20 protein-coding genes are annotated in these 18,945 nt (G+C 68.4%); 14 read left to right on the forward strand and 6 right to left on the reverse strand.

Annotated features, from left to right (window positions below):
• Window positions 1-124: 124 nt before the first annotated feature.
• The 12 genes from ndk (at window position 125) to ABB34_RS07180 (ending at window position 13,140) form a co-directional block, all read left to right on the forward strand.
• The gene (ndk, locus tag ABB34_RS07125) at window positions 125-550 is read left to right on the forward strand and encodes a nucleoside-diphosphate kinase (RefSeq protein ID WP_057640553.1); all 426 of its coding nucleotides are present in this window, start codon (window positions 125-127) and stop codon (window positions 548-550) included.
• Window positions 551-570: 20 nt separating this feature from the next.
• On the forward strand, window positions 571-1,785 hold the full coding sequence (gene rlmN / locus ABB34_RS07130) for a dual-specificity RNA methyltransferase RlmN (protein WP_057640554.1): 1,215 nt from the start codon (window positions 571-573) through the stop codon (window positions 1,783-1,785).
• A 7-nt stretch (window positions 1,786-1,792) separates the two neighbouring features.
• Window positions 1,793-2,575: a type IV pilus biogenesis/stability protein PilW gene (gene pilW, locus ABB34_RS07135; protein ID WP_057640575.1), complete on the forward strand. Its 783-nt coding sequence runs from the start codon at window positions 1,793-1,795 to the stop codon at window positions 2,573-2,575.
• Window positions 2,576-2,599: 24 nt separating this feature from the next.
• Window positions 2,600-3,433, forward strand: coding sequence for a RodZ domain-containing protein (locus ABB34_RS07140; protein ID WP_057640555.1), 834 nt, complete (start codon window positions 2,600-2,602; stop codon window positions 3,431-3,433).
• A 54-nt stretch (window positions 3,434-3,487) separates the two neighbouring features.
• A complete protein-coding gene (locus ABB34_RS07145; RefSeq protein WP_057640556.1) occupies window positions 3,488-4,129 on the forward strand; it encodes a YfgM family protein in 642 nt (213 codons plus the stop codon).
• Entirely contained in the window at window positions 4,129-5,325 is a 1,197-nt protein-coding gene (gene bamB, locus ABB34_RS07150; RefSeq protein ID WP_057640557.1) for an outer membrane protein assembly factor BamB, read from the forward strand. The genes ABB34_RS07145 and bamB overlap by 1 nt, the downstream gene beginning before the upstream one ends.
• Before the next feature lie 13 nt (window positions 5,326-5,338).
• Window positions 5,339-6,739 carry a ribosome biogenesis GTPase Der gene (der, locus tag ABB34_RS07155; protein WP_057640558.1) on the forward strand — a complete coding sequence of 467 codons (1,401 nt, stop codon included), beginning with the start codon at window positions 5,339-5,341 and terminating at the stop codon, window positions 6,737-6,739.
• A 150-nt stretch (window positions 6,740-6,889) separates the two neighbouring features.
• Window positions 6,890-8,029, forward strand: coding sequence for a molybdopterin-synthase adenylyltransferase MoeB (moeB, locus tag ABB34_RS07160; RefSeq protein WP_057640559.1), 1,140 nt, complete (start codon window positions 6,890-6,892; stop codon window positions 8,027-8,029).
• Between the two features lie 71 nt (window positions 8,030-8,100).
• Window positions 8,101-8,985 (forward strand): bifunctional methylenetetrahydrofolate dehydrogenase/methenyltetrahydrofolate cyclohydrolase FolD, encoded by an 885-nt coding sequence (folD, locus tag ABB34_RS07165; RefSeq protein ID WP_057640560.1) that lies wholly within the window; start codon window positions 8,101-8,103, stop codon window positions 8,983-8,985.
• Window positions 8,986-9,105: 120 nt separating this feature from the next.
• Complete coding sequence (guaB, locus tag ABB34_RS07170) at window positions 9,106-10,566, forward strand: IMP dehydrogenase (RefSeq protein ID WP_057640576.1); 1,461 nt, start codon at window positions 9,106-9,108, stop codon at window positions 10,564-10,566.
• Between the two features lie 105 nt (window positions 10,567-10,671).
• Window positions 10,672-12,237 (forward strand): glutamine-hydrolyzing GMP synthase, encoded by a 1,566-nt coding sequence (gene guaA, locus ABB34_RS07175; protein ID WP_057640561.1) that lies wholly within the window; start codon window positions 10,672-10,674, stop codon window positions 12,235-12,237.
• Window positions 12,238-12,336: 99 nt separating this feature from the next.
• A complete protein-coding gene (locus ABB34_RS07180; protein ID WP_245625416.1) occupies window positions 12,337-13,140 on the forward strand; it encodes a hypothetical protein in 804 nt (267 codons plus the stop codon).
• Between the two features lie 66 nt (window positions 13,141-13,206).
• On the opposite strand, the gene ABB34_RS07185 is transcribed toward ABB34_RS07180, so the two are convergent.
• Window positions 13,207-13,542: a LysR substrate-binding domain-containing protein gene (locus tag ABB34_RS07185; protein WP_083490101.1), complete on the reverse strand. Its 336-nt coding sequence runs from the start codon at window positions 13,540-13,542 to the stop codon at window positions 13,207-13,209.
• Window positions 13,542-14,435, reverse strand: coding sequence for a LysR substrate-binding domain-containing protein (locus ABB34_RS07190; RefSeq protein ID WP_057640563.1), 894 nt, complete (start codon window positions 14,433-14,435; stop codon window positions 13,542-13,544). The genes ABB34_RS07185 and ABB34_RS07190 overlap by 1 nt, the downstream gene beginning before the upstream one ends.
• A 70-nt stretch (window positions 14,436-14,505) precedes the next feature.
• On the opposite strand from ABB34_RS07190, the gene ABB34_RS07195 reads away from it, so the two are divergent.
• Window positions 14,506-14,925: a CidA/LrgA family protein gene (locus ABB34_RS07195; protein WP_083490102.1), complete on the forward strand. Its 420-nt coding sequence runs from the start codon at window positions 14,506-14,508 to the stop codon at window positions 14,923-14,925.
• Window positions 14,915-15,628 carry an LrgB family protein gene (locus ABB34_RS07200; RefSeq protein WP_057640564.1) on the forward strand — a complete coding sequence of 238 codons (714 nt, stop codon included), beginning with the start codon at window positions 14,915-14,917 and terminating at the stop codon, window positions 15,626-15,628. The genes ABB34_RS07195 and ABB34_RS07200 overlap by 11 nt, the downstream gene beginning before the upstream one ends.
• Before the next feature lie 3 nt (window positions 15,629-15,631).
• On the opposite strand, the gene ABB34_RS07205 is transcribed toward ABB34_RS07200, so the two are convergent.
• From ABB34_RS07205 to ABB34_RS07220, 4 genes are read right to left on the reverse strand one after another with little or no spacing between them, the layout of a single operon-like run.
• Window positions 15,632-16,531, reverse strand: coding sequence for a DMT family transporter (locus tag ABB34_RS07205; protein ID WP_057640579.1), 900 nt, complete (start codon window positions 16,529-16,531; stop codon window positions 15,632-15,634).
• Window positions 16,532-16,551: 20 nt separating this feature from the next.
• Window positions 16,552-17,595 (reverse strand): UDP-N-acetylmuramate dehydrogenase, encoded by a 1,044-nt coding sequence (murB, locus tag ABB34_RS07210; RefSeq protein WP_057640565.1) that lies wholly within the window; start codon window positions 17,593-17,595, stop codon window positions 16,552-16,554.
• Entirely contained in the window at window positions 17,592-18,647 is a 1,056-nt protein-coding gene (locus ABB34_RS07215; RefSeq protein ID WP_057640566.1) for a quinone-dependent dihydroorotate dehydrogenase, read from the reverse strand. The genes murB and ABB34_RS07215 overlap by 4 nt, the downstream gene beginning before the upstream one ends.
• 6 nt (window positions 18,648-18,653) lie before the next feature.
• Window positions 18,654-18,941 carry a DUF4190 domain-containing protein gene (locus ABB34_RS07220; protein WP_057640567.1) on the reverse strand — a complete coding sequence of 96 codons (288 nt, stop codon included), beginning with the start codon at window positions 18,939-18,941 and terminating at the stop codon, window positions 18,654-18,656.
• Between the last annotated feature and the right edge of the window lie 4 nt (window positions 18,942-18,945).

Here is an 18,945-nt window from a genome sequence, read left to right on the forward strand (position 1 = left end):
GCAAAAACCCGGGGCGAGCGGTTAGAATCAGCTACCGCAATTCATGCCAAGCCCGCGTCCCCACGCGGGTTTTTCCTGTTTCCTTTCCAACGGGCCACGCTGGCCCAACACCCGGAGAATCCACATGGCGCTGGAGCGCACCCTGTCCATCATCAAGCCCGATGCCGTCGCCAAGAACGTGATCGGCGAGATCTACGCCCGCTTCGAGAAGGCCGGCCTGAAGGTCGTGGCCGCCAAGTACAAGCAGCTCTCGCGCCGCGAGGCCGAAGGCTTCTACGCCGTGCACCGCGAGCGCCCGTTCTTCAACGCGCTGGTCGAGTTCATGATCTCCGGCCCGGTGATGATCCAGGCGCTGGAAGGCGAGAACGCCGTGCTGGCCCACCGTGACCTGCTGGGCGCCACCAACCCGAAGGAAGCCGCGCCGGGCACCATCCGCGCCGACTTCGCCGAGTCGATCGACGCCAACGCCGCCCACGGTTCGGATTCGGTCGAGAATGCCGCCATCGAGGTGGCCTACTTCTTCGCCGCCACCGAAGTGGTCTCGCGCTGAACTGAGTGAAGGTTGAAGCCGTGAACGAGGTCGTCCAGCCACCCATCGCCCCGCTGCCCAAGGCAGCGCCGACGGCTGGCAAGCAGAACCTGCTCGACCTCGATCGCGCGGGCCTGGAAAAGTTCTTCGTCGAAACCCTCGGCGAGCAGAAGTTCCGTGCCCACCAGGTGATGAAGTGGATCCACCACCGCTACGTCACCGATTTCGACCAGATGACCGACCTCGGCAAGTCGCTGCGCGCCAAGCTGCAGCAGCATGCCGAGGTCGTCGTCCCCGGCGTCGTGTTCGACAAACCCTCCGCCGACGGCACCCACAAGTGGCTGCTGGCGATGGGCGTGGACGGCAAGAACGCGGTCGAAACCGTCTACATCCCCGACAAGGGGCGCGGCACGCTGTGCGTGTCCTCGCAGGTCGGCTGCGGCCTGAACTGCACCTTCTGTTCCACCGCCACCCAGGGCTTCAACCGCAACCTCACCACCGCCGAGATCATCGGCCAGGTGTGGGTGACGGCGCGCCACCTGGGCAACGTGCCGCACCAGCAGCGCCGCCTCACCAACGTGGTGATGATGGGCATGGGCGAGCCGCTGATGAATTTCGACAACGTCGTGCGTGCGATGAGCATCATGCGCGACGACCTCGGCTACGGGCTGGCGAACAAGCGCGTCACCCTGTCCACCTCCGGCCTGGTGCCGATGATCGACCGGCTCTCGGTCGAGAGCGACGTGTCGCTGGCCGTGTCGCTGCACGCGCCGACCGACGAGCTGCGCGAAACCCTCGTGCCGCTGAACAAGAAGTACCCGATCGCCGAACTGATGGCCTCCTGCGCGCGCTACCTGCGCGGCAACAGGAAGCGCGATTCGGTGACCTTCGAATACACCCTGATGAAGGGCATCAACGACCAGCCCGAGCACGCCCGCCAGCTGGCACGGCTGATGCGCCAGTTCGACAACGCGGTGCAGGCGCGCGACTCGGGCAAGGTCAACCTGATCCCGTTCAACCCGTTCCCAGGCACCCGCTACGAGCGCTCGGACGAGGAACAGATCCGCGCCTTCCAGAAGATCCTGCTCGATTCGCAGGTGCTGACGATGGTGCGGCGTACCCGCGGCGACGACATCGACGCGGCCTGCGGCCAGCTCAAGGGCCAGGTGATGGACCGCACCCGCCGCCAGGCCGAGTTCAACCGCCTGCTGCAGGAGCAGGACGCGCTGCAGGCGCAGAGGAACGCGCTTGGCTGAGCGGCTGCTGGCGCTGTTGGCCCTGACGCTGCTGGTCTCCGGCTGCGGCCACGGCGATGGCGTCAAGGCGAGCCGGATTTCGTGGGACGACCAGGCCATGCTGCACCATGAAGTGCGCGATGACCGGCAGGTCCGCAAGCGTGAGCAATATCAGGAAATCCTGCGGTTGGCCGGCGACCGCTTTGGCCGTGACGATCTGGATGCCGCGCTCAAGTACGCGCGCTCGGCGCAGCGGCGCGAGCCCGGCCGGCCCGATGCCTACACCTTGCAAGCGGTGATCCAGGCGCGGCTGGGCAAGGCCGAGGAGGCCGGCGCGCTGTATCGCAAGGCCGCCGAATTGGCCCCCGGGCAGGGCGATGTGCTGAACAATTACGGCGCATGGCTATGCGGCAACGGCCATCCGGCCGAGGCGCTGATCTGGTTCGACCGCGCGCTGGCCGACTCCGGCTATGCCGACCGCGCCGACGCGCTGGCCAATGCCGGCGGCTGCGCGCTCGATGCCGGGCAGCGCGAGCGCGCAGAGTCGGACCTGCGCCAGGCCTTGGCCCTGGCCCCCGGCAATGCCTATGCGCTGGCCTCGATGGCGCGCAACGAATTCCTGCATGGCCGCTATTTCGAGGCGCGCGCCTTCTGCCAGCGGCGGCTTGCGGCTGCACCGGCCACGGCTTCCGTGTTACAACTTGCGATCGAGATTGAGGAACGGCTGGGCGATGGGAGCGCCGCAAGCCGATATCAACAGCGGTTGCGCGAGGAGTTTCCCGAAAGCGCGACCCCGAATCCCCAGGGCTGATGCATTGTGAGCAATGATCCGGGCATGAAGGTTTTGGCGGTGGGCTGCGGGGAGCAGCTTCGCCAGGCACGAGAAGCAGCAGGTTTGACGGTGGCGGACGTGGCAGGGCGCCTGCACATGCCGGTGCAGGTGGTCGCGGCGCTGGAGGCCGAGCAGTGGGAGCGGCTCGGTGCCCCGGTATTCGTGCGCGGGCAATTGCGCAGTTACGCGAAATTGCTGGGCGTGGAGCTTGATGGCCTGCTGGAGCAGGCGCGCATCGCGCCGGTCGAACCGCCCAAGCTGGTCAGTCACACCCATACCCCGCGGCTGCGGCGGATGGCCGAGAACCTCGGCCGCCGCGCGGTCTACGTGGTGATCACCGCGGTCCTGGCGGTCCCGGCATGGTATGCCTTCCAGGGCAAGTTCGGCGATTCCGCGCCGAATACCGCATCGCTGGACGTGGTTCCGGACCCCGCATCGCTGGCTGCCACGCAACCGGCCGTGGCACCCGATGAACCGGCAGCACGCCCGCGCCCCGCGGCGGAACGCACGCCGTACATCGCCTCCATCGCGCCGGTTGCCCGGCCGTCGGCCGAGGCGGCGCCGGCGGCCAGCGCCATGACCCTGGATTTCAGGGGCGAAAGCTGGGTGGAAGTGTCCGCGCCGGACGGCGCCGTCATCGAGAAGGCTCTGGTCCGTGCCGGCGAGAAGCGTAGTTATGCCGCCGGTCAGGTTGGCCGCATGGTGGTGGGCAACGCTTCGGAAGTGGAGCTGCGCCGGAATGGCGGCAGCGTCGACCTGACGACGTATGCGCGCGGTAATAATGTGGCCCGCTTTACGGTATCCTCTGACGGTTCCGTGGCGCCGGTTTCGCATTGAGGCAAGGCGCAGCCCACCACACAAGGCTCCCAGCAGGCGGAGCGAGAGTTACGCATGGCGATTGATGACCTGCTCGACGAGCATGAACAAAGCGAACGTGTCCGCACCTGGCTGCGCCAGAACGGCGCAGGCATTCTTGGCGGGGTAGTCCTCGCGCTGGCCCTGATCGGTGGCTGGCAGTGGTGGCAGAAGCAGCAGTTGGGCAAGTTGGCCGAGGCCAACAGCCGCTACGAGGCGGTGTCGCGCAGCCTGCAGTCGAAGGACCTGGACGAGGCGGCCAAGGAAGTGGCGGCGCTGGAAGGCGGCAAGGCCGGCATCTATGCCGATCTGGCGGCGTTGGAGCTGGCCAAGGCACAGGTCGAGGCTGGCAAGTACGACGATGCGATCAAGACCCTGCGCGGCCTGAAGGTCGAAGGCGAGTTCAAGACGCTGATCGACCAGCGCATCGCCCGCCTGCTGGTCGAAACCGGCAAGCCGGAAGAGGCCTTGTCGCTGCTCGGCGACGCCGAGGACAGCGCCGGCCTGGAAATCCGTGGCGATGCACTGGTGGCGCAGGACAAGCGCGAGCAGGCACGCGACCTCTACAAACAGTCTCTGGGCAAGCTCGACGTTGCCGCACCGCAGCGCCGCCTGCTGGAAATCAAGCTGATGGACGTCGGCGGCAGCGTCGCCGATCCCGCAGCGGAGAACATCTGATGAAACTCAAGCATGTTGCGGGCATCGCGCTGGTCGCGATGGCGCTCGGTGGCTGTTCGACGGTGAAGGGCTGGTTCGCCGGCAAGGACGCCGAGGCCAAGAAGGCGCTGGAGCCGGCCGAACTGGTCAAGTTCGATGCCACGCTCAAGGTCGACCGCATCTGGTCGGTCAACATCGGCAAGGGCGAAGGCCGCATCGGCGTGCGCCAGGTGCCGGCGGTGGCCGACGGCCGCGTCTATGCGGCGGCGGTGGAAGGCGGCGTGCATGCGCTGGACCTGCAGACCGGCAAGGAAATCTGGGAGTACAAGCCGGCCAAGGAAAAGAAGAAGGCCAAACTGCGCCTGTCCGGCGGCCCCGGCGTCGGCGACGGCGTGGTGGTGATCGGTACGCTGGATGGCCAGGTGATCGCGCTCAATGCCGCCGATGGCAGCGAGAAGTGGCGAGCCAGGGTACCGGGCGAAGTGATCACCGCTCCGGCGGTGTCGCAGGGCCTGGTGTTCGTGCGCAGCAATGACGGTCGCGTCACCGCGCTCGATGCCGTCAGCGGCGAGCAGCGCTGGTTCAACGCGCAGGAGCTGCCGTCGCTGACCGTGCGCGGCAACGCGCCAGTGGCGGTCGGGCCGGGCGTGCTGTTCGTCGGCAACGACGATGGCACGCTCAGCGCGCTGGCGATGCAGGATGGCCGCCCGCTGTGGGAGCAGATGATCGGTGCCCCGGAAGGCCGTACCGAGCTGGAGCGCATGGCCGACGTGGACGGCGCGCCGGTGCTGGAAGGCAACAACCTGTACGTCACCAGCTTCAAGAACGAGACGATGGCCATCGAAGGCCCGACCGGGCGGCCGCTGTGGTCGCGCGATCACGGTGGCGCCGGCGGCGTGGCGGTATCGTCCGGCAACGTGGTGGTGACCGACGGCCAGGGCACGGTCTACGGGCTGGACAAGACCACCGGCGCGGCGATGTGGTCGCAGCAGGCGCTGGCGCGGCGCTCGGTGACCGGGCCGGTGATCCAGGGCGACTACGTCGTGGTCGGCGATTACAAGGGATACCTGCACTGGCTGCGGCTGGGCGATGGCGCGCTGGCCGCCCGCGAACGCGGCGGACGCGACCGGGTGATCGCGCAGCCGGTGGTCGCCGACGGCGTGCTGCTGGTGCAGAACGTGGACGGCAAGCTGGCCGCCTACCGGCTGGCAAACTGAGGAGTACCAAGCGATGCTGCCTTTGGTCGCCCTGGTCGGACGGCCGAATGTCGGCAAGTCCACCATTTTCAATGCGCTCACGCGCACCCGCGACGCGCTGGTCCACGACCAGCCCGGCGTCACCCGTGACCGCAACTACGGCGTGTGCCGGCTCGACGAGGACAACCATTTCCTCGTCGTCGACACCGGCGGCATCGCCGAGGAAGAAGAAGGCCTGGCCGGTGCCACCGCGCGCCAGGCCCGCGCCGCGGCGGCCGAAGCCGACCTGATCGTGTTCGTGGTCGATGCCCGCGATGGCACCTCGGCGCTGGACGACGAAATCCTGTCGTGGCTGCGCAAGTTGTCGCGGCCGACGTTGCTGCTGATCAACAAGATCGACGGTACCGACGAGGATGCGGTGCGCTCGGAGTTCGCGCGCTACGGTTTCGGCGAAATGCTGACGGTTTCGGCCGCGCACCGGCAGGGGCTGGACGACCTGCTGGAGGAAATCGTCGCGGGCCTGCCGGAAGAAGGCTCGGCCGAAACGCTGGACGACGACCCGGGGCGCATCCGCATCGCCTTCGTCGGCCGCCCCAACGTCGGCAAGTCCACCCTGGTCAACCGCCTGCTCGGCGAGGAGCGCATGATCGCCTCCGAGGTGCCGGGCACCACCCGCGACTCGATCGCGGTGGACCTGGAGCGCGACGACCGCCTGTACCGCCTGATCGACACCGCCGGCCTGCGCCGCAAGTCGAAGGTGGACGAGGTGGTCGAGAAGTTCAGCGTGGTCAAGACGCTGCGCTCGATCGAACAGTGCCAGGTCGCGGTGCTGATGCTGGACGCCAGCGAGGGCGTCACCGACCAGGATGCCAGCGTGCTCGGCGCGGTGCTCGATGCCGGCCGCGCGCTGGTCATCGCGATCAACAAGTGGGATGGGCTGACCGACTACCAGCGCGAGCAGGCCGAAACCCTGCTGTCGCTGAAGCTCGGCTTCGTGCCGTGGGCCGAGGTGGTGCGCATTTCCGCCAGGCATGGCTCGGGACTGCGCGAGCTGTTCCGCGCCATCCACCGCGCGCATGCCTCGGCCACGCATGAATTCGGCACCAGCGAAGTGAACAAGGCGCTGGAGATCGCCTGCGAGAGCAACCCGCCGCCGAGCATCCGCGGCCACGTCTCCAAGCTGCGCTACGTGCATCCGGGCGGCAGCAACCCGCCGACCTTCATCGTGCATGGCACGCGCCTGAAGGAACTGCCGGATTCGTACAAGCGCTATCTGGAGAACTTCTTCCGCAAGCGCTTCAAGCTGGTCGGCACGCCGGTGACCTTCCTGTTCCGCGAAGGCACCAACCCCTACGAGGGCAAGAAGAACGTGCTGACCGAGCGGCAGATCGCGCGCAAGCGGCGCTTGATGAAGCATGTGAAAGGCAAGAAGTGATGCAAGGGCGGCCGGAAGGCCGCCCTTTTCGTCATGGCTGATGCGCAATGGATAGTGCCGGCCGTTGGCCGGCAACTGCGGTATGCCAGGCAACGCGAGGTTGCCGGCCAGCGGCCGGCACTACCGGGCCGCTTCGGCGATAATCCGGGCATGAGCATTCGCGAGATTTCCCCCGCCCAGGCCCGTGAGTGCGCGGCTGCGGGGGCGCTGTTGATCGACGTGCGCGAGGCGCACGAGCGCGCGGGTGGCATGGCCGAGGGCGCGCAGGGGATTGCCGGGGACGAGCTGTTGGCCGACCCGCAGGCATGGCTGCCCGCGCCGGATGCGGAGATCGTGCTGATCTGCCAGGGCGGCAAGCGTTCGCTCGATGCAGCGCAGGCATTGGCGGACGCCGGCTACACGAATCTGGCCTCGGTTGCCGGGGGCACGGTGGCGTGGCGCGGCGATGGCCTGCCGCTGGCGCAACCCGGACTCGATGCCGGTGAGCGCGATTTCTACGACCGCTATTCGCGCCACCTGCTGCTGCCGCAGGTGGGCGAGGCCGGGCAGCGGCGCCTGCGACAATCGCGCGTGCTGGTGCTGGGCGCCGGCGGACTCGGCGCGCCGGCGGCGTTCTACCTGGCCGCGGCCGGGGTGGGGCACCTGCGCATCGTCGATCACGACGTGGTCGAGCGCAGCAACCTGCACCGGCAGATCATCCATGCCGAAGCCGCCGTCGGCATGGCCAAGGTCGAGTCGGCGCGCGAGCGGCTGCTGGCGCTGAACCCGCATGTCGAGGTGGAAGCCATCCGCCAGCGGGTGACCTCCGACAACGTCGATGCGCTGATGGACGGCGTGGACGTGGTGCTGGACGGCTCGGACAATTTCCCGCTGCGCTACCTGCTCAACGATGCCTGCATCAAGCACGCCAGGCCGCTGGTGTACGCGGCGATCGAACGCTTCGACGGCCAGGTGAGCGTGTTCGACGCCGGCCGCCGGCGCGGCGAGGCACCGTGCTATCGCTGCCTGTTCCCGGAACCGCCGCCGCCGCAGTTCGCGCCCAACTGCGCCGAAGCCGGCGTGCTCGGCGTGCTGCCGGGACTGGCCGGGGTGATGCAGGCTACCGAGGTGCTCAAGCTGCTGCTGGAGATCGGCGAGCCGCTGGCCGGCCGCCTGCTGCGCTTCGATGCGCTGGGCATGCGTTTCCGCGAAACCCGCGTGCGTCCCGATCCCGGCTGCCCGCTATGCGCGCCCGGCAGGCCGTTTCCCGGCTACATCGACTATGCCGCGTTCTGCGCGCATGGTGGCTGAAGGCCGGGCAGGGTGCCGCGCCGCGCCGAATCGGGGACAATAGCCGACCCCCGATCCCGCCACCCACGCCCATGACCGCTCCCGCCGAAGCCCTTGCGCCGACCTCCCGCATCCTCGATGGCCGCCGCATCGCCGAGGCGTTGCTCGACGACCTGAAGCTGCGCGTGGACGCCCGCATCGCGGCCGGCGGTTCGCGCCCCGGGCTGGCGGTGGTGCTGGTCGGCGGCGACCCGGCCTCGGCGGTGTACGTGCGCAACAAGCGCCGCGCGGCCGAGAAGGTCGGCATCGAGGCCTTCGACCACGATCTGCCCGAAGGCACCACCGAAGCCGAGCTGCTGGCGCTGATCGACCGGCTCAACGCCGACCCGAAGATCCACGGCATCCTGATCCAGCTGCCGCTGCCGGGCATTCCCGACGCCAACCGGCTGATCCAGCGCATCGACCCGCGCAAGGACGTCGATGGCTTCCACCCGCAGAACGTCGGCCACCTGGCGCTGCGCGAGTTCGGCCTGCGCCCGTGCACGCCGCGCGGCATCGTCACCCTGCTGGCGCATACCGACCAGCCGGTGCGTGGCCGCAACGCCACCATCGTCGGCGTCAGCAACCACGTCGGCCGGCCGATGGGGCTGGAACTGATGATCGCCGGCTGCACGGTGACCAGCTGCCACAGGTTCACGCCCAAACAGGTGTTGGAACAGGCGGTGCGCAACGCCGACATCCTGGTGGTGGCGGTGGGCATCCCGCAGCTGATCCCGGGCGAATGGGTCAAGCCGGGCGCGGTGGTGATCGACGTCGGCATCAACCGGCTGGACGACGGCCGGCTGGTCGGCGACGTCGGTTTCGAGGCCGCCGCGCAGCGTGCCAGCTGGATCACCCCGGTGCCCGGCGGCGTCGGCCCGATGACCGTGGCCACGCTGATGCAGAACACCATCGAGGCGGCCGAGGCCGCGGCCTGAACGACGGCGTTGCGGCGGGCCCGCCGCAACGCTGTTTTGCGGGCAGCGTGCTGCCGGCCCCTGCCATCGGCACCGGATAAAGGGTAAAATGCCGCGCTTCCCCACATCTCGGGTATGCCGATGCTGCGCATCCAGGCTGAAGCTCTCACCTACGACGACGTCTCGCTCGTCCCCGCCCATTCCACGGTCCTGCCCAAGGATGTCGACCTCGGCACGCGCCTGACCCGCGACCTGCGGTTGAAGTTGCCGATCGTCTCGGCGGCGATGGATACCGTCACCGAATCGCGGCTGGCCATCGCGATGGCCCAGCTCGGCGGCATCGGCATCATCCACAAGAACAACACCGTCGAGCAGCAGGCGACGGAAGTGGCCCGGGTCAAGAAGTTCGAGTCAGGGGTGATCCGCGACCCGATCACCGTCGGCCCGGAAACCAGCATCCGCGACGTGCTGGCGCTGACCCGCGCGCACAACATCTCCGGCGTGCCGGTGGTGGGCGGCGACGGCCAGCTGGCCGGCATCGTCACCCACCGCGACATGCGCTTCGAGACCGAGCTGGACGACCCGGTCCGCCACATCATGACCAAGAAGGACCGGCTGGTCACGGTGAAGGAGGGCGCGGCCTCGGACGAAGTGCTGCACCTGCTGCACAAGAACCGCATCGAGAAGGTGCTGGTGGTCAACGACGCGTTCGAGCTGCGCGGCCTGATCACGGTCAAGGACATCCAGAAGAAGAGCGACAACCCCAACGCCGCCAAGGATGCCGCTACCCGCCTGCTGGTCGGCGCGGCCGTCGGCGTGGGCGGCGATACCGACCGCCGCGTCGAGGCGCTGGTCGCCGCCGGCGTGGACGTGCTGGTGGTGGACACCGCGCACGGCCATTCGCAGGGCGTGCTCGACCGCGTGCGCTGGGTCAAGAAGAACTTCCCGAACGTGCAGGTCATCGGCGGCAACATCTGCACCGGCGATGCGGCGCTGGCGCTGCTCGACTGCGGCGCCGACGCGGTCAAGGTCGGCATCGGCCCCGGCTCGATCTGCACCACCCGCGTGGTCGCCGGCGTTGGCGTGCCGCAGGTTACCGCCATCGACCTGGTGGCCGAGGCGCTGCAGGACCGCATCCCGCTGATCGCCGACGGCGGCATCCGCTATTCGGGCGACATCGGCAAGGCGCTGGCGGCCGGCGCATCGACGGTGATGATCGGTGGCCTGCTCGCCGGCACCGAGGAATCGCCGGGCGAAACCGAGCTGTACCAGGGCCGTTCGTACAAGAGCTACCGCGGCATGGGCTCGCTGGCGGCGATGGAGAAGGGCTCCAAGGACCGCTACTTCCAGGACGCGGCCAGCGCCGACAAGCTGGTGCCCGAGGGCATCGAAGGCCGCGTGCCGTACCGTGGCCCGGTCGGCGGCATCATCCACCAGTTGATTGGCGGCCTGCGCGCGACGATGGGCTATGTCGGCTGCGGCACCATCGAACAGATGCGCACCCAGCCGAAGTTCGTGAAGATCAGTGGCGCCGGCCAGCGCGAGAGCCACGTCCACGACGTGCAGATCATGAAGGAACCGCCGAACTACCGCGCCGGCTGACGCGGACGAGCGAAGAGGAACGAGGAACCCGTGTCCCGTTCCTCTTTCTCCATATGCGGCCCGCGCTTTCCCGATTTTCGTTTTCACCGATCCATTCCAGCGCTCATGACCAATATCCACAGCGACAAGATCCTCATTCTCGATTTCGGCGCGCAGTACACCCAACTGATCGCGCGCCGCATCCGCGAGTTCGGCGTGTATTGCGAAATCTGGGCGTGGGATCACGATCCGGCGGAAATCGCCGCGTTTGGCGCCAAGGGCATCATCCTGTCCGGCGGCCCGGAATCGACCACCGAGGTCGGCTGCCCGGCCGCGCCGCAGCAAGTGTTCGATAGCGGCCTGCCGCTGCTGGGCATCTGCTATGGCCTGCAGACGATGGCCAAGCAGCTGGGCGGCGCGACCGAAGCGGCCGACCAGCGCGAGTTCGGCCATGCCGAAGTGAAGCTGCTGGCCGACGATGCGCTGCTCGGCGGCTTGTCCGACCACAATGGCGAGCCGCGCCTTGACGTGTGGATGAGCCACGGCGACCACGTCGCGCAGGTGCCGCCGGGCTTCGTCATCACTGCGGCTACCGACCGCATCCCGGTGGCCGCGATGGCCAACGAGGACAAGCGCTGGTACGGCGTGCAGTTCCACCCGGAAGTCACCCATACCAAGCAGGGCGCGGCGCTGCTCAAGCGCTTCGTCACCGAGATCTGTGGCTGCGCCACGCTGTGGACCGCGGCCAACATCATCGACGACCAGGTTGCGCGCGTGCGCGAGCAGGTAGGCAGCGACGAGGTGATCCTCGGCCTGTCCGGCGGCGTCGATTCGTCGGTGGTGGCGGCGCTGCTGCACAAGGCCATCGGTTCGCAACTGACCTGCGTGTTCGTCGATACCGGCCTGCTGCGTTGGCAGGAAGGCGACCAGGTCATGCAGATGATGGCCGAGAACATGGGGGTGAAGGTGGTGCGCGTGAACGCCGCCGACCGCTATTTCAAGGCGCTGGAAGGCGTGGCCGACCCGGAAGCCAAGCGCAAGATCATCGGCAACCTGTTCGTCGAGATCTTCGATGAAGAATCGAACAAGTTGAGCAACGCAAAGTGGCTGGCGCAGGGCACGATCTATCCGGATGTGATCGAATCGGCCGGCAGCAAGACCGGCAAGGCGCACGTCATCAAGAGCCACCACAACGTCGGCGGCCTGCCGGAAGACATGAAGCTGGGCCTGGTCGAACCACTGCGCGAACTGTTCAAGGACGAAGTGCGCCGCCTCGGCGTCGAACTCGGCCTGCCGCGCGCGATGGTCTATCGCCACCCGTTCCCCGGCCCCGGCTTGGGCGTGCGCATCCTCGGCGAAGTGAAGCGCGAATACGCCGAATTGCTGGCCCGCGCCGACGCCATCTTCATCGAGGAACTGCGTGCGGCGGATTTGTACGACAAGACCTCGCAGGCGTTCGCGGTGTTCCTGCCGGTGAAGTCGGTAGGCGTGGTCGGCGACGCCCGCGCCTACGAATGGGTAATCGCACTGCGCGCAGTGGAAACCATCGACTTCATGACCGCGCACTGGGCGCACCTGCCGTACGACTTCCTCGGCAAGGTCAGCAATCGCATCATCAATGAACTGCGCGGTGTCTCGCGCGTGGTTTACGACATCAGCGGCAAGCCGCCGGCGACGATCGAGTGGGAGTGAACCGCGCGAAGCCGCGTTGATCGGGGCACTGGTGGGGTGAATCGGGCGGGCATTGGCGATAGGTCGATGCCCGTTCCCGTTTGTGTGCCGTGACGCGGCATGGCTATCCTGCGCCTCCGTCCGGAACGGCGGGGGCGGGCAGGCGACAGGGGCACGCACGAGGAAGGCGCGATGGACGAAAAACGGGGCACGGGCGTGCAGGAAGACCACCTGCGCATCTGGCAGCGTGGGCCGAAATGGCGACGTTGGCTGGTCATCGTGGGGATGTTCCTGGGCGGATGGACGCTGCTGTTCGGTGGCTGGATCGGCGTCGCGTTGCTGCGGGGGGCAACCGATCGTGATGCCGGGGCGGTTGCCTTCAATATCGTGCTGGTCTTCTTCATGGCGACCTGCATGTTCCTCGCGCTGCATCGCGCGCTCTATCGCCAGTTCTGGCATCAGGACCGCAAGCGCGCTGCCGACGGCATGCACCCCGTCGATACCGCGTTCCCGTCGAAGGCCGCGTGGGCACTGCCGCCGCCGGCCGTGCACTGGCCGTGGGGGTTGCGCCTGCGCCATGGCGTCCTGCGGGTCATCGGCATGGCGACGTTGCTGCATGTGTTCCTGCCCTTCGGGAACCAGGTGGCCATCAGCGGCTTCCTGGCACGGTACAGCGCCGGATGGGCGTCGGCAGGGAGCCTTGCGACCCTGCTGTTCGCCTGGGTGCCGCTGGTCCTGCTCCTGTTGCTTTCCATGCTGCTGCTGTCACGCCAGATGCGGCGGCGCGACGCCGGGCTGCTCGACGAAGAAGGCAAGCGGTTGCTCCAGGCCGAGACGAACTGGCTGTTTTCCTTCGCGGCCGCCTTTGCGATGACCGTGTTGTTGTGCCGCGTATTTGGCGCGATGGTGGTCCGCTATCTCTGACGGCCATTGCCGCCGTGCGTCGCGCTGTCCCTGGTTGCCGGCAGCAGCGACGGTTGCATTTACCCGCTATTGCCGCGCTGTCTGCGGATTGTCCGGGAACACCCGCTCGCTCAGGAAGTCGACCAGTGCCCGCCGCTTCGGCGAGGGGTGCTTGCTGGCCGGCCAGAGGATGTGGAACACGCCGGTGGCGCCGATGGCGTCTTCCAGCAACGGCAGCAGGCGTCCGTCGGACAGCGGCTCGCGGATGGCGAAGTCTGGCAGGTAGGCGATGCCCAGCCCGTGCAGTGCGAAGCACAGCCGTCTCGATGCCCGCACACGCGTCGCCTGACCCGCGCGGGGTGCGCGCGGAGAGCGTCGCGGCATCGTGGTAATCCATGCGGTGCGGGCACCGCCTCGTCGCATCAGCCGGGCCCGGCTTCCTGGGCGAGTTCGGCGACCAGCTGCAACCAGGCCTGGGCGGCGGCGGACAGGTAACCGCCGCGGCGCCAGGTCAGGGCCATCTTCCAGTCCAGTTCGGGCGCGTCCAGCGGCACGATGGCCACGTCCGGGCGTGGCCGGGCCACGGCGATCATGCGCGGCAGCAGGGCCACGCCCAGGCCGGCGGCGACCAGGGCGATGATGAAATCCGGTTGGCCGCTGCGGGTGGCCTCGCGTGGCGTGAAGCCGTGCGCCAGGCAGGCCTGGGCGATGCGGCGGTTGAGCATGAAGCCCTTTTCGAACAGCACGAACGGCACCTGCGCCAGGTCCTGCAACTGCAGCGACGGCCGCCGTGCCAGCGGGTGCGCCTGCGGCAGCAGCGCGACCAGCGGCTCGGTGCGCACGGCCTGCCATTCCAGGTCGTCGGCCACGGGCAGCAGGCTGGCGGCCAGCTCGATCTCACCGGCGCGCAGGCTTTCCTCCAGGGCCTCGCTGCCTCGCTGCTGCACGTGCAGTTCGATCTGCGGGTACTGCTGGCGGAAGCGTGCAAGCACCGGCGCGAACAACACGTCGCTGCCCAGCGAGGCCAGGCCCAGGTGAAGCGCGCCTCGTTGCAGGCCGCGCAGTTCTTCCAGTTCGCGCAGCATGTCCTCGCGCTCGCCGAGCAGGGCCAGGGCGCGTCGGTAGACGATCTGCCCGGCGGGCGTCAGCCGCACGCCGTGGCGGGAGCGCTCCAGCAGGGTTTCACCCAGCTCCTCTTCCAGCTGGCGGATGGCCTTGCTGACCGTGGGCTGGGTGGCGAACAAGGTCTCGGCCGCGGCGGAGAAACCGTCCCGCCGGACCACTTCGACCAGCATCCGGAGTTGGCGAATATCCATTCTTGATTGGAATTTATTGGATTCAATCAATTCATTTTAATTATGCAATGGGCAGGCGTACACAGAAGGCATGGATACCTTCCTTGTTTCCCTGCGCCGTCACCGGGCAGGCCTGCGGCGTGGCTTCCGGCGCAGCCGCGTGCTGCAGATCCTGGCGCTGGTCGGGGTCTGGTTGCTGGCCGATGCCCTGGTGCGGCAGTGGGGCGTACCGGTGCCGGGCGGCATCGTCGGCTTGTGCGTGCTGTTGCTCGCCTTCGGCCAGGGCTGGTTGTCACCGCGTACCCTCAACGGTGGCGCGCGCTGGCTGCTGGCCGAGATGCTGCTGTTCTTCGTACCGGCCGCGATGATCCTGCTCGACAACCGGCAGATGTTCGGCTGGCTGGGCCTGAAGCTGCTGGCAGTGGTGGTCGGCGGCACGCTGCTGGTGATGGCGGCTACGGCGATGACGGTGGAACTGTTGTTGCGCAGGAGCCAGCGGGATGAACACTGACCCTGGGTTTGCGCACTTGGCGCAGTGGCTGTGGCCGGTGTTCTGGGCCGTGGCGACGATCATGGCCTACCTTGGCGCCAAGCAGCTGTACCTGCGCAGCGGTCGGGCATGGGCATCGCCGCTGATCGTCGCGCCATTGGCGCTGCTGGCGCTGGCCTCGGTGCTGCACGCCAGTTACCACGACTACCTGCGCGGTACCCATTGGCTGATGGCGATGCTGGGTCCGGCGACGGTGGCTTTCGCGGTGCCCATTCACGCGCAGCGGGCCTTGATCGCACGGCACTGGAAGGTTCTCGGTGCCGGGGTGCTGGTGGGCAGTGGCATCGCCATCACCGCCGCATGGTGGATGGCCACCGCCCTGCACCTGTCGCCGGAACTGCGGCTGAGCCTGGCGCCGCGTTCGATCACCACGCCGTTCGCGATGGACGTGTCCGGCCGCATCGGCGGCATCCCCGAGTTGACCGCTGTGTTCGTGATGATCACCGGCATCTGCGGCTCCCTGTTCGGGCAACTGCTGCTCAAGGTGCTGCCGGTACGCAGCGCGATGGCGCGTGGTGCGCTGTTCGGCATGGGCGCGCACGGCATGGGCGTGTCCAAGGCGCGCGAGCTGGGGGAGAGCGAAGGCGCCATCGCCGGGCTGGTGATGGTGATGGCCGGCCTGGTCAACGTCGCTGCGGCACCGCTGCTGGCGCTGCTGTTGTAGGGCTCATTCGGTGGGCTTGGCGGCGGCGCTGGGCGACTGGGTGGCGGTACGGCGCGCCAGCACCGCCTCGCGGTGGGCGATGTAGGCGTTGGCGGCGAGGATGATGGCCGCGCCCAGCAGGGTCCAGCGGTCCAGGGTCTCGCCGAACAGCAGCCAGCCACAAAGAGCCACCAGCGGCAGCTGCATGAAGCTGATCGGGGTCAGTGCGGAGACCTCGCCCAGGCGCAGCGCGCGGGTCCACAGCAGTTGTCCGGCGGTACCGAAGATGCCGGTGGCCACCAGCCACAGCCAGGCGACGCCGGTCGGCCAGGCCCACACGAACAGGGCCGGCACCAGTGACAGCGGTACCCAGAACACATAGGTGTAGAACACCACGATGTCGGCGCCATCGACGCGGGTGAGCTGCTTGATCTGGATGGCGACCAGCGCGCTGAGCACGGCCGCCAGCACCGCGATCAGGGTGCCCGGCTCGAAGCCGTGGTGGCCCGGTCGCACGATCACCAGCACGCCGATGAAGCCGACGATCACCGCCGCCCAGCGACGGATGCGGACCGTCTCGCCCAGCCACAGCACGGCGGCGATGGTCACGAACAGGGGCGTGGAATAGGACAGCGATACCGCCTGTGACAGCGGCAGGTGGCCGACTGCCCAGAAGCCGCACAGCATCGAGCCCAGGCCGATGGCGCTGCGCAGGAAGTAACGTGGCAACTGCTGGGTCCGCAATGGCGACCGGCCGGGACGCATCAGCATCGGCAGCAGCGCCAGCAGGCCAAAGGCGTTGCGGAAGAACGCCACTTCCTGGGTCGGCACATGGGCGGTGGCCAGGCGGATCGTCACCGCCATCAGGCCGAAGGCCATCGTGCTGGCCAGCATCAACAGCGCGGCGCGCAGCGGCGCCGCCATCTGTTTTTCCTGCCGGGTGGTCACCAGCGCGCGCCGACCAGTCGCGGCTCCGGTTCCAGCGGCACGCCGAACCTTTCCTGCACCGAGGCGGAGATCCGCCGCGCCAGGTCCAGCAGGTCGGCACCGCTGGCCTGGCCGTGGTTGACCAGTACCAGCGCGTGGCTGGGCGCGACGCCGGCATCGCTGGGGGCGCGATGACCCTTCCAGCCACAGGCCTCGATCAGCCAGGCGGCCGAGACCTTGCGCTGGCCCGGATCGTCGGTGGCGAACACCGGCAGGGCAGGGTGCTCCTGCAGCAGTGCCTCGACCTGCGCAGCCGGCAGTTGCGGGTTCTTGAAGAAGCTGCCGGCATTGCCCAGCACGTCCGGGTCGGGCAGCTTGCGGCGGCGGATGGCGATGACCGCATTGGCGACGTCGGCGGCCACCGGCAGTTCCACGCCCATCCGCTGCAATTCCTCGCCGATGCCGGCGTAGCCCAGGCGCAGCTCGTGCAGCAGCGGCAGCCGCAGCTGCACGGCGGTGATCAGGTAGCGGTCCGGTTCGTGCTTGAACAGGCTGTCGCGGTAGCCGAAACGGCAGGCGTCGCGCTCCAGCCGCACCCAGCCGCGCGCCTGCGTGTCCCAGGCTTCGACCAGGTGGATGAACTCGCCGACCTGCGCGCCATAGGCACCGATGTTCTGGATCGGCGCGGCGCCGACGGTGCCGGGGATCAGCGCCAGGTTCTCCAGCCCGGACAGGCCTTCGCCCAGCGACCAGGTCACCAGTTCGTGCCACGACGTACCGGCGCCGGCGCGGACGATGGCGTGGTCGGTGCGGTGTTCGAGGATGCCGATGTCGCGGTTCTCGAAGCACAGCACGCTGCCTTCCGGGTCGGCGGCGAGCAGCACGTTGCTGCCGCTGCCCAGCACCAGCAGCGGGCCGTCGCCGGCGGCGGCCAGTGCCTCGGGCAATGCCTCCGGGTCGGCCACGTGCAGCAGGCGCGGTGCATGGGCGGTGACGTGGAAGGTGTTGAGCGCTTGCAGTGATGCGTTTTCGGCCAGCCACCAAGGCCCGGTGCTGGTCATAGCGGGGCGACGGCTCCAGGCGAGGGCGCCTCGCGACGGCGGCGGATGGCTTCCACGCATTCGCCGACCAGCGCCGGGCCACGGTAGATCAGCCCGCTGTAGCACTGCACCAGCGATGCGCCGGCGGCCATCTTGGCCACCGCGTCGGCGCCGGACTGGATGCCGCCGACGCCGACCAGCGGGATGCGCTCGGGCAGGCGCGCGCGCAGCCGACGCAGGACGAAGGTGGACTGCGGCATCAGCGGCGCGCCGGACAGACCGCCGGCCTGCGTCGCGTGCGGGTGGCTCTCCACGCCGTCGCGGTTGATGGTGGTGTTGGTGGCGATCACGCCGTCCACGTCCAGCTCGGCGAGTACGCGTGCGGCGGCGTCGATGTCGTTTTCATTCAGGTCCGGGGCGATCTTGACCAGCATCGGCACGCGCCGGCCGTGCACGCCGGCCAGCCGCTCCTGCGCCTCGCGCAGGCCGGCAACCAGCCGCCGCAGCGCCTGTTCCTCCTGCAGTTCGCGCAGGCCGGCGGTGTTGGGCGAGGAGATGTTGACGGTGATGTAGTCGGCCAGCGGATATACCCGCTCCATGCAGTGCAGGTAGTCGGACAGCGCTTCCTCGTTGGGCGTGTCCTTGTTCTTGCCGATGTTGATGCCCAGCGGGCCCTTGCGGTGCCGGCTGTGCCCAACGTTCTTCACCAGCGCATCGACGCCGGCGTTGTTGAAGCCCATGCGGTTGATGATGGCCAGGTGCTGCGGCAGCCGGAACATCCGCGGCTTCGGGTTGCCGGCCTGCGGCCGCGGGGTGATGGTGCCGATCTCGACGAAGCCGAAGCCCAGCGCGAACAGGGCGTCGATGTGCTCGCCGTTCTTGTCCAGCCCCGCGGCCAGCCCGACCGGGTTGGGGAATTCCAGCCCCAGCAGTTTGGTCGGCAGCGCCTCGACCCTGCCGGCCAGCAGCGGCGTGGTGCCGGTGCGCCAGGCCAGGTCGAGCGCGCCGAGGCCCAGGCCGTGCGCGCGCTCGGCGTCGAGGGTGAACAGGAAGGGACGGGCGAGTGGGTACATGCAGGATCAGGAATTGACTGCGGCCAACCAGGCCAGGCCGCCGAAGAACATGATGAAGGCGATGATGCCGACGATCCACAGGCCGACGTTGATCCAGCCCAGCACCAGGCCGGTGACGGCCAGGCCGTCGCCGTCGAGCTGGCCGTGACTGCGGCGGATTTCCCCGCGTGCCATGTGGCCGAAGATGATGCCGCCGAGGCTGCCCAGGAACGGCAGCAGGGTCCAGCCGAGGATGCCGGCGACCAGGGCGATGACGGCGAGGGTGCTGGTCTGGCGGGGGGCGGGGATGCTCATGGGT

The organism is Stenotrophomonas daejeonensis (assembly GCF_001431505.1).
GTDB classification, from domain to species: Bacteria; Pseudomonadota; Gammaproteobacteria; order Xanthomonadales; family Xanthomonadaceae; genus Stenotrophomonas; species Stenotrophomonas daejeonensis.

Bases quoted from the DNA above. Each gene is read 5' to 3' on its own strand.
- ndk (WP_057640553.1), top strand. From the start codon at position 125: ATGGCGCTGGAGCGCACCCTGTCCATCATCAAGCCCGATGCCGTCGCC.
- ABB34_RS07140 (WP_057640555.1), top strand. From the start codon at position 2,600: ATGAAGGTTTTGGCGGTGGGCTGCGGGGAGCAGCTTCGCCAGGCACGA.
- ABB34_RS07145 (WP_057640556.1), top strand. From the start codon at position 3,488: ATGGCGATTGATGACCTGCTCGACGAGCATGAACAAAGCGAACGTGTC.
- bamB (WP_057640557.1), top strand. From the start codon at position 4,129: ATGAAACTCAAGCATGTTGCGGGCATCGCGCTGGTCGCGATGGCGCTC.
- der (WP_057640558.1), top strand. From the start codon at position 5,339: ATGCTGCCTTTGGTCGCCCTGGTCGGACGGCCGAATGTCGGCAAGTCC.
- moeB (WP_057640559.1), top strand. From the start codon at position 6,890: ATGAGCATTCGCGAGATTTCCCCCGCCCAGGCCCGTGAGTGCGCGGCT.
- folD (WP_057640560.1), top strand. From the start codon at position 8,101: ATGACCGCTCCCGCCGAAGCCCTTGCGCCGACCTCCCGCATCCTCGAT.
- guaB (WP_057640576.1), top strand. From the start codon at position 9,106: ATGCTGCGCATCCAGGCTGAAGCTCTCACCTACGACGACGTCTCGCTC.
- guaA (WP_057640561.1), top strand. From the start codon at position 10,672: ATGACCAATATCCACAGCGACAAGATCCTCATTCTCGATTTCGGCGCG.
- ABB34_RS07180 (WP_245625416.1), top strand. From the start codon at position 12,337: ATGGCTATCCTGCGCCTCCGTCCGGAACGGCGGGGGCGGGCAGGCGAC.
- ABB34_RS07185 (WP_083490101.1), bottom strand. From the start codon at position 13,542: ATGCGACGAGGCGGTGCCCGCACCGCATGGATTACCACGATGCCGCGA.
- ABB34_RS07190 (WP_057640563.1), bottom strand. From the start codon at position 14,435: ATGGATATTCGCCAACTCCGGATGCTGGTCGAAGTGGTCCGGCGGGAC.
- ABB34_RS07195 (WP_083490102.1), top strand. From the start codon at position 14,506: ATGGATACCTTCCTTGTTTCCCTGCGCCGTCACCGGGCAGGCCTGCGG.
- ABB34_RS07200 (WP_057640564.1), top strand. From the start codon at position 14,915: ATGAACACTGACCCTGGGTTTGCGCACTTGGCGCAGTGGCTGTGGCCG.
- ABB34_RS07205 (WP_057640579.1), bottom strand. From the start codon at position 16,531: ATGGCGGCGCCGCTGCGCGCCGCGCTGTTGATGCTGGCCAGCACGATG.
- murB (WP_057640565.1), bottom strand. From the start codon at position 17,595: ATGACCAGCACCGGGCCTTGGTGGCTGGCCGAAAACGCATCACTGCAA.
- ABB34_RS07215 (WP_057640566.1), bottom strand. From the start codon at position 18,647: ATGTACCCACTCGCCCGTCCCTTCCTGTTCACCCTCGACGCCGAGCGC.
- ABB34_RS07220 (WP_057640567.1), bottom strand. From the start codon at position 18,941: ATGAGCATCCCCGCCCCCCGCCAGACCAGCACCCTCGCCGTCATCGCC.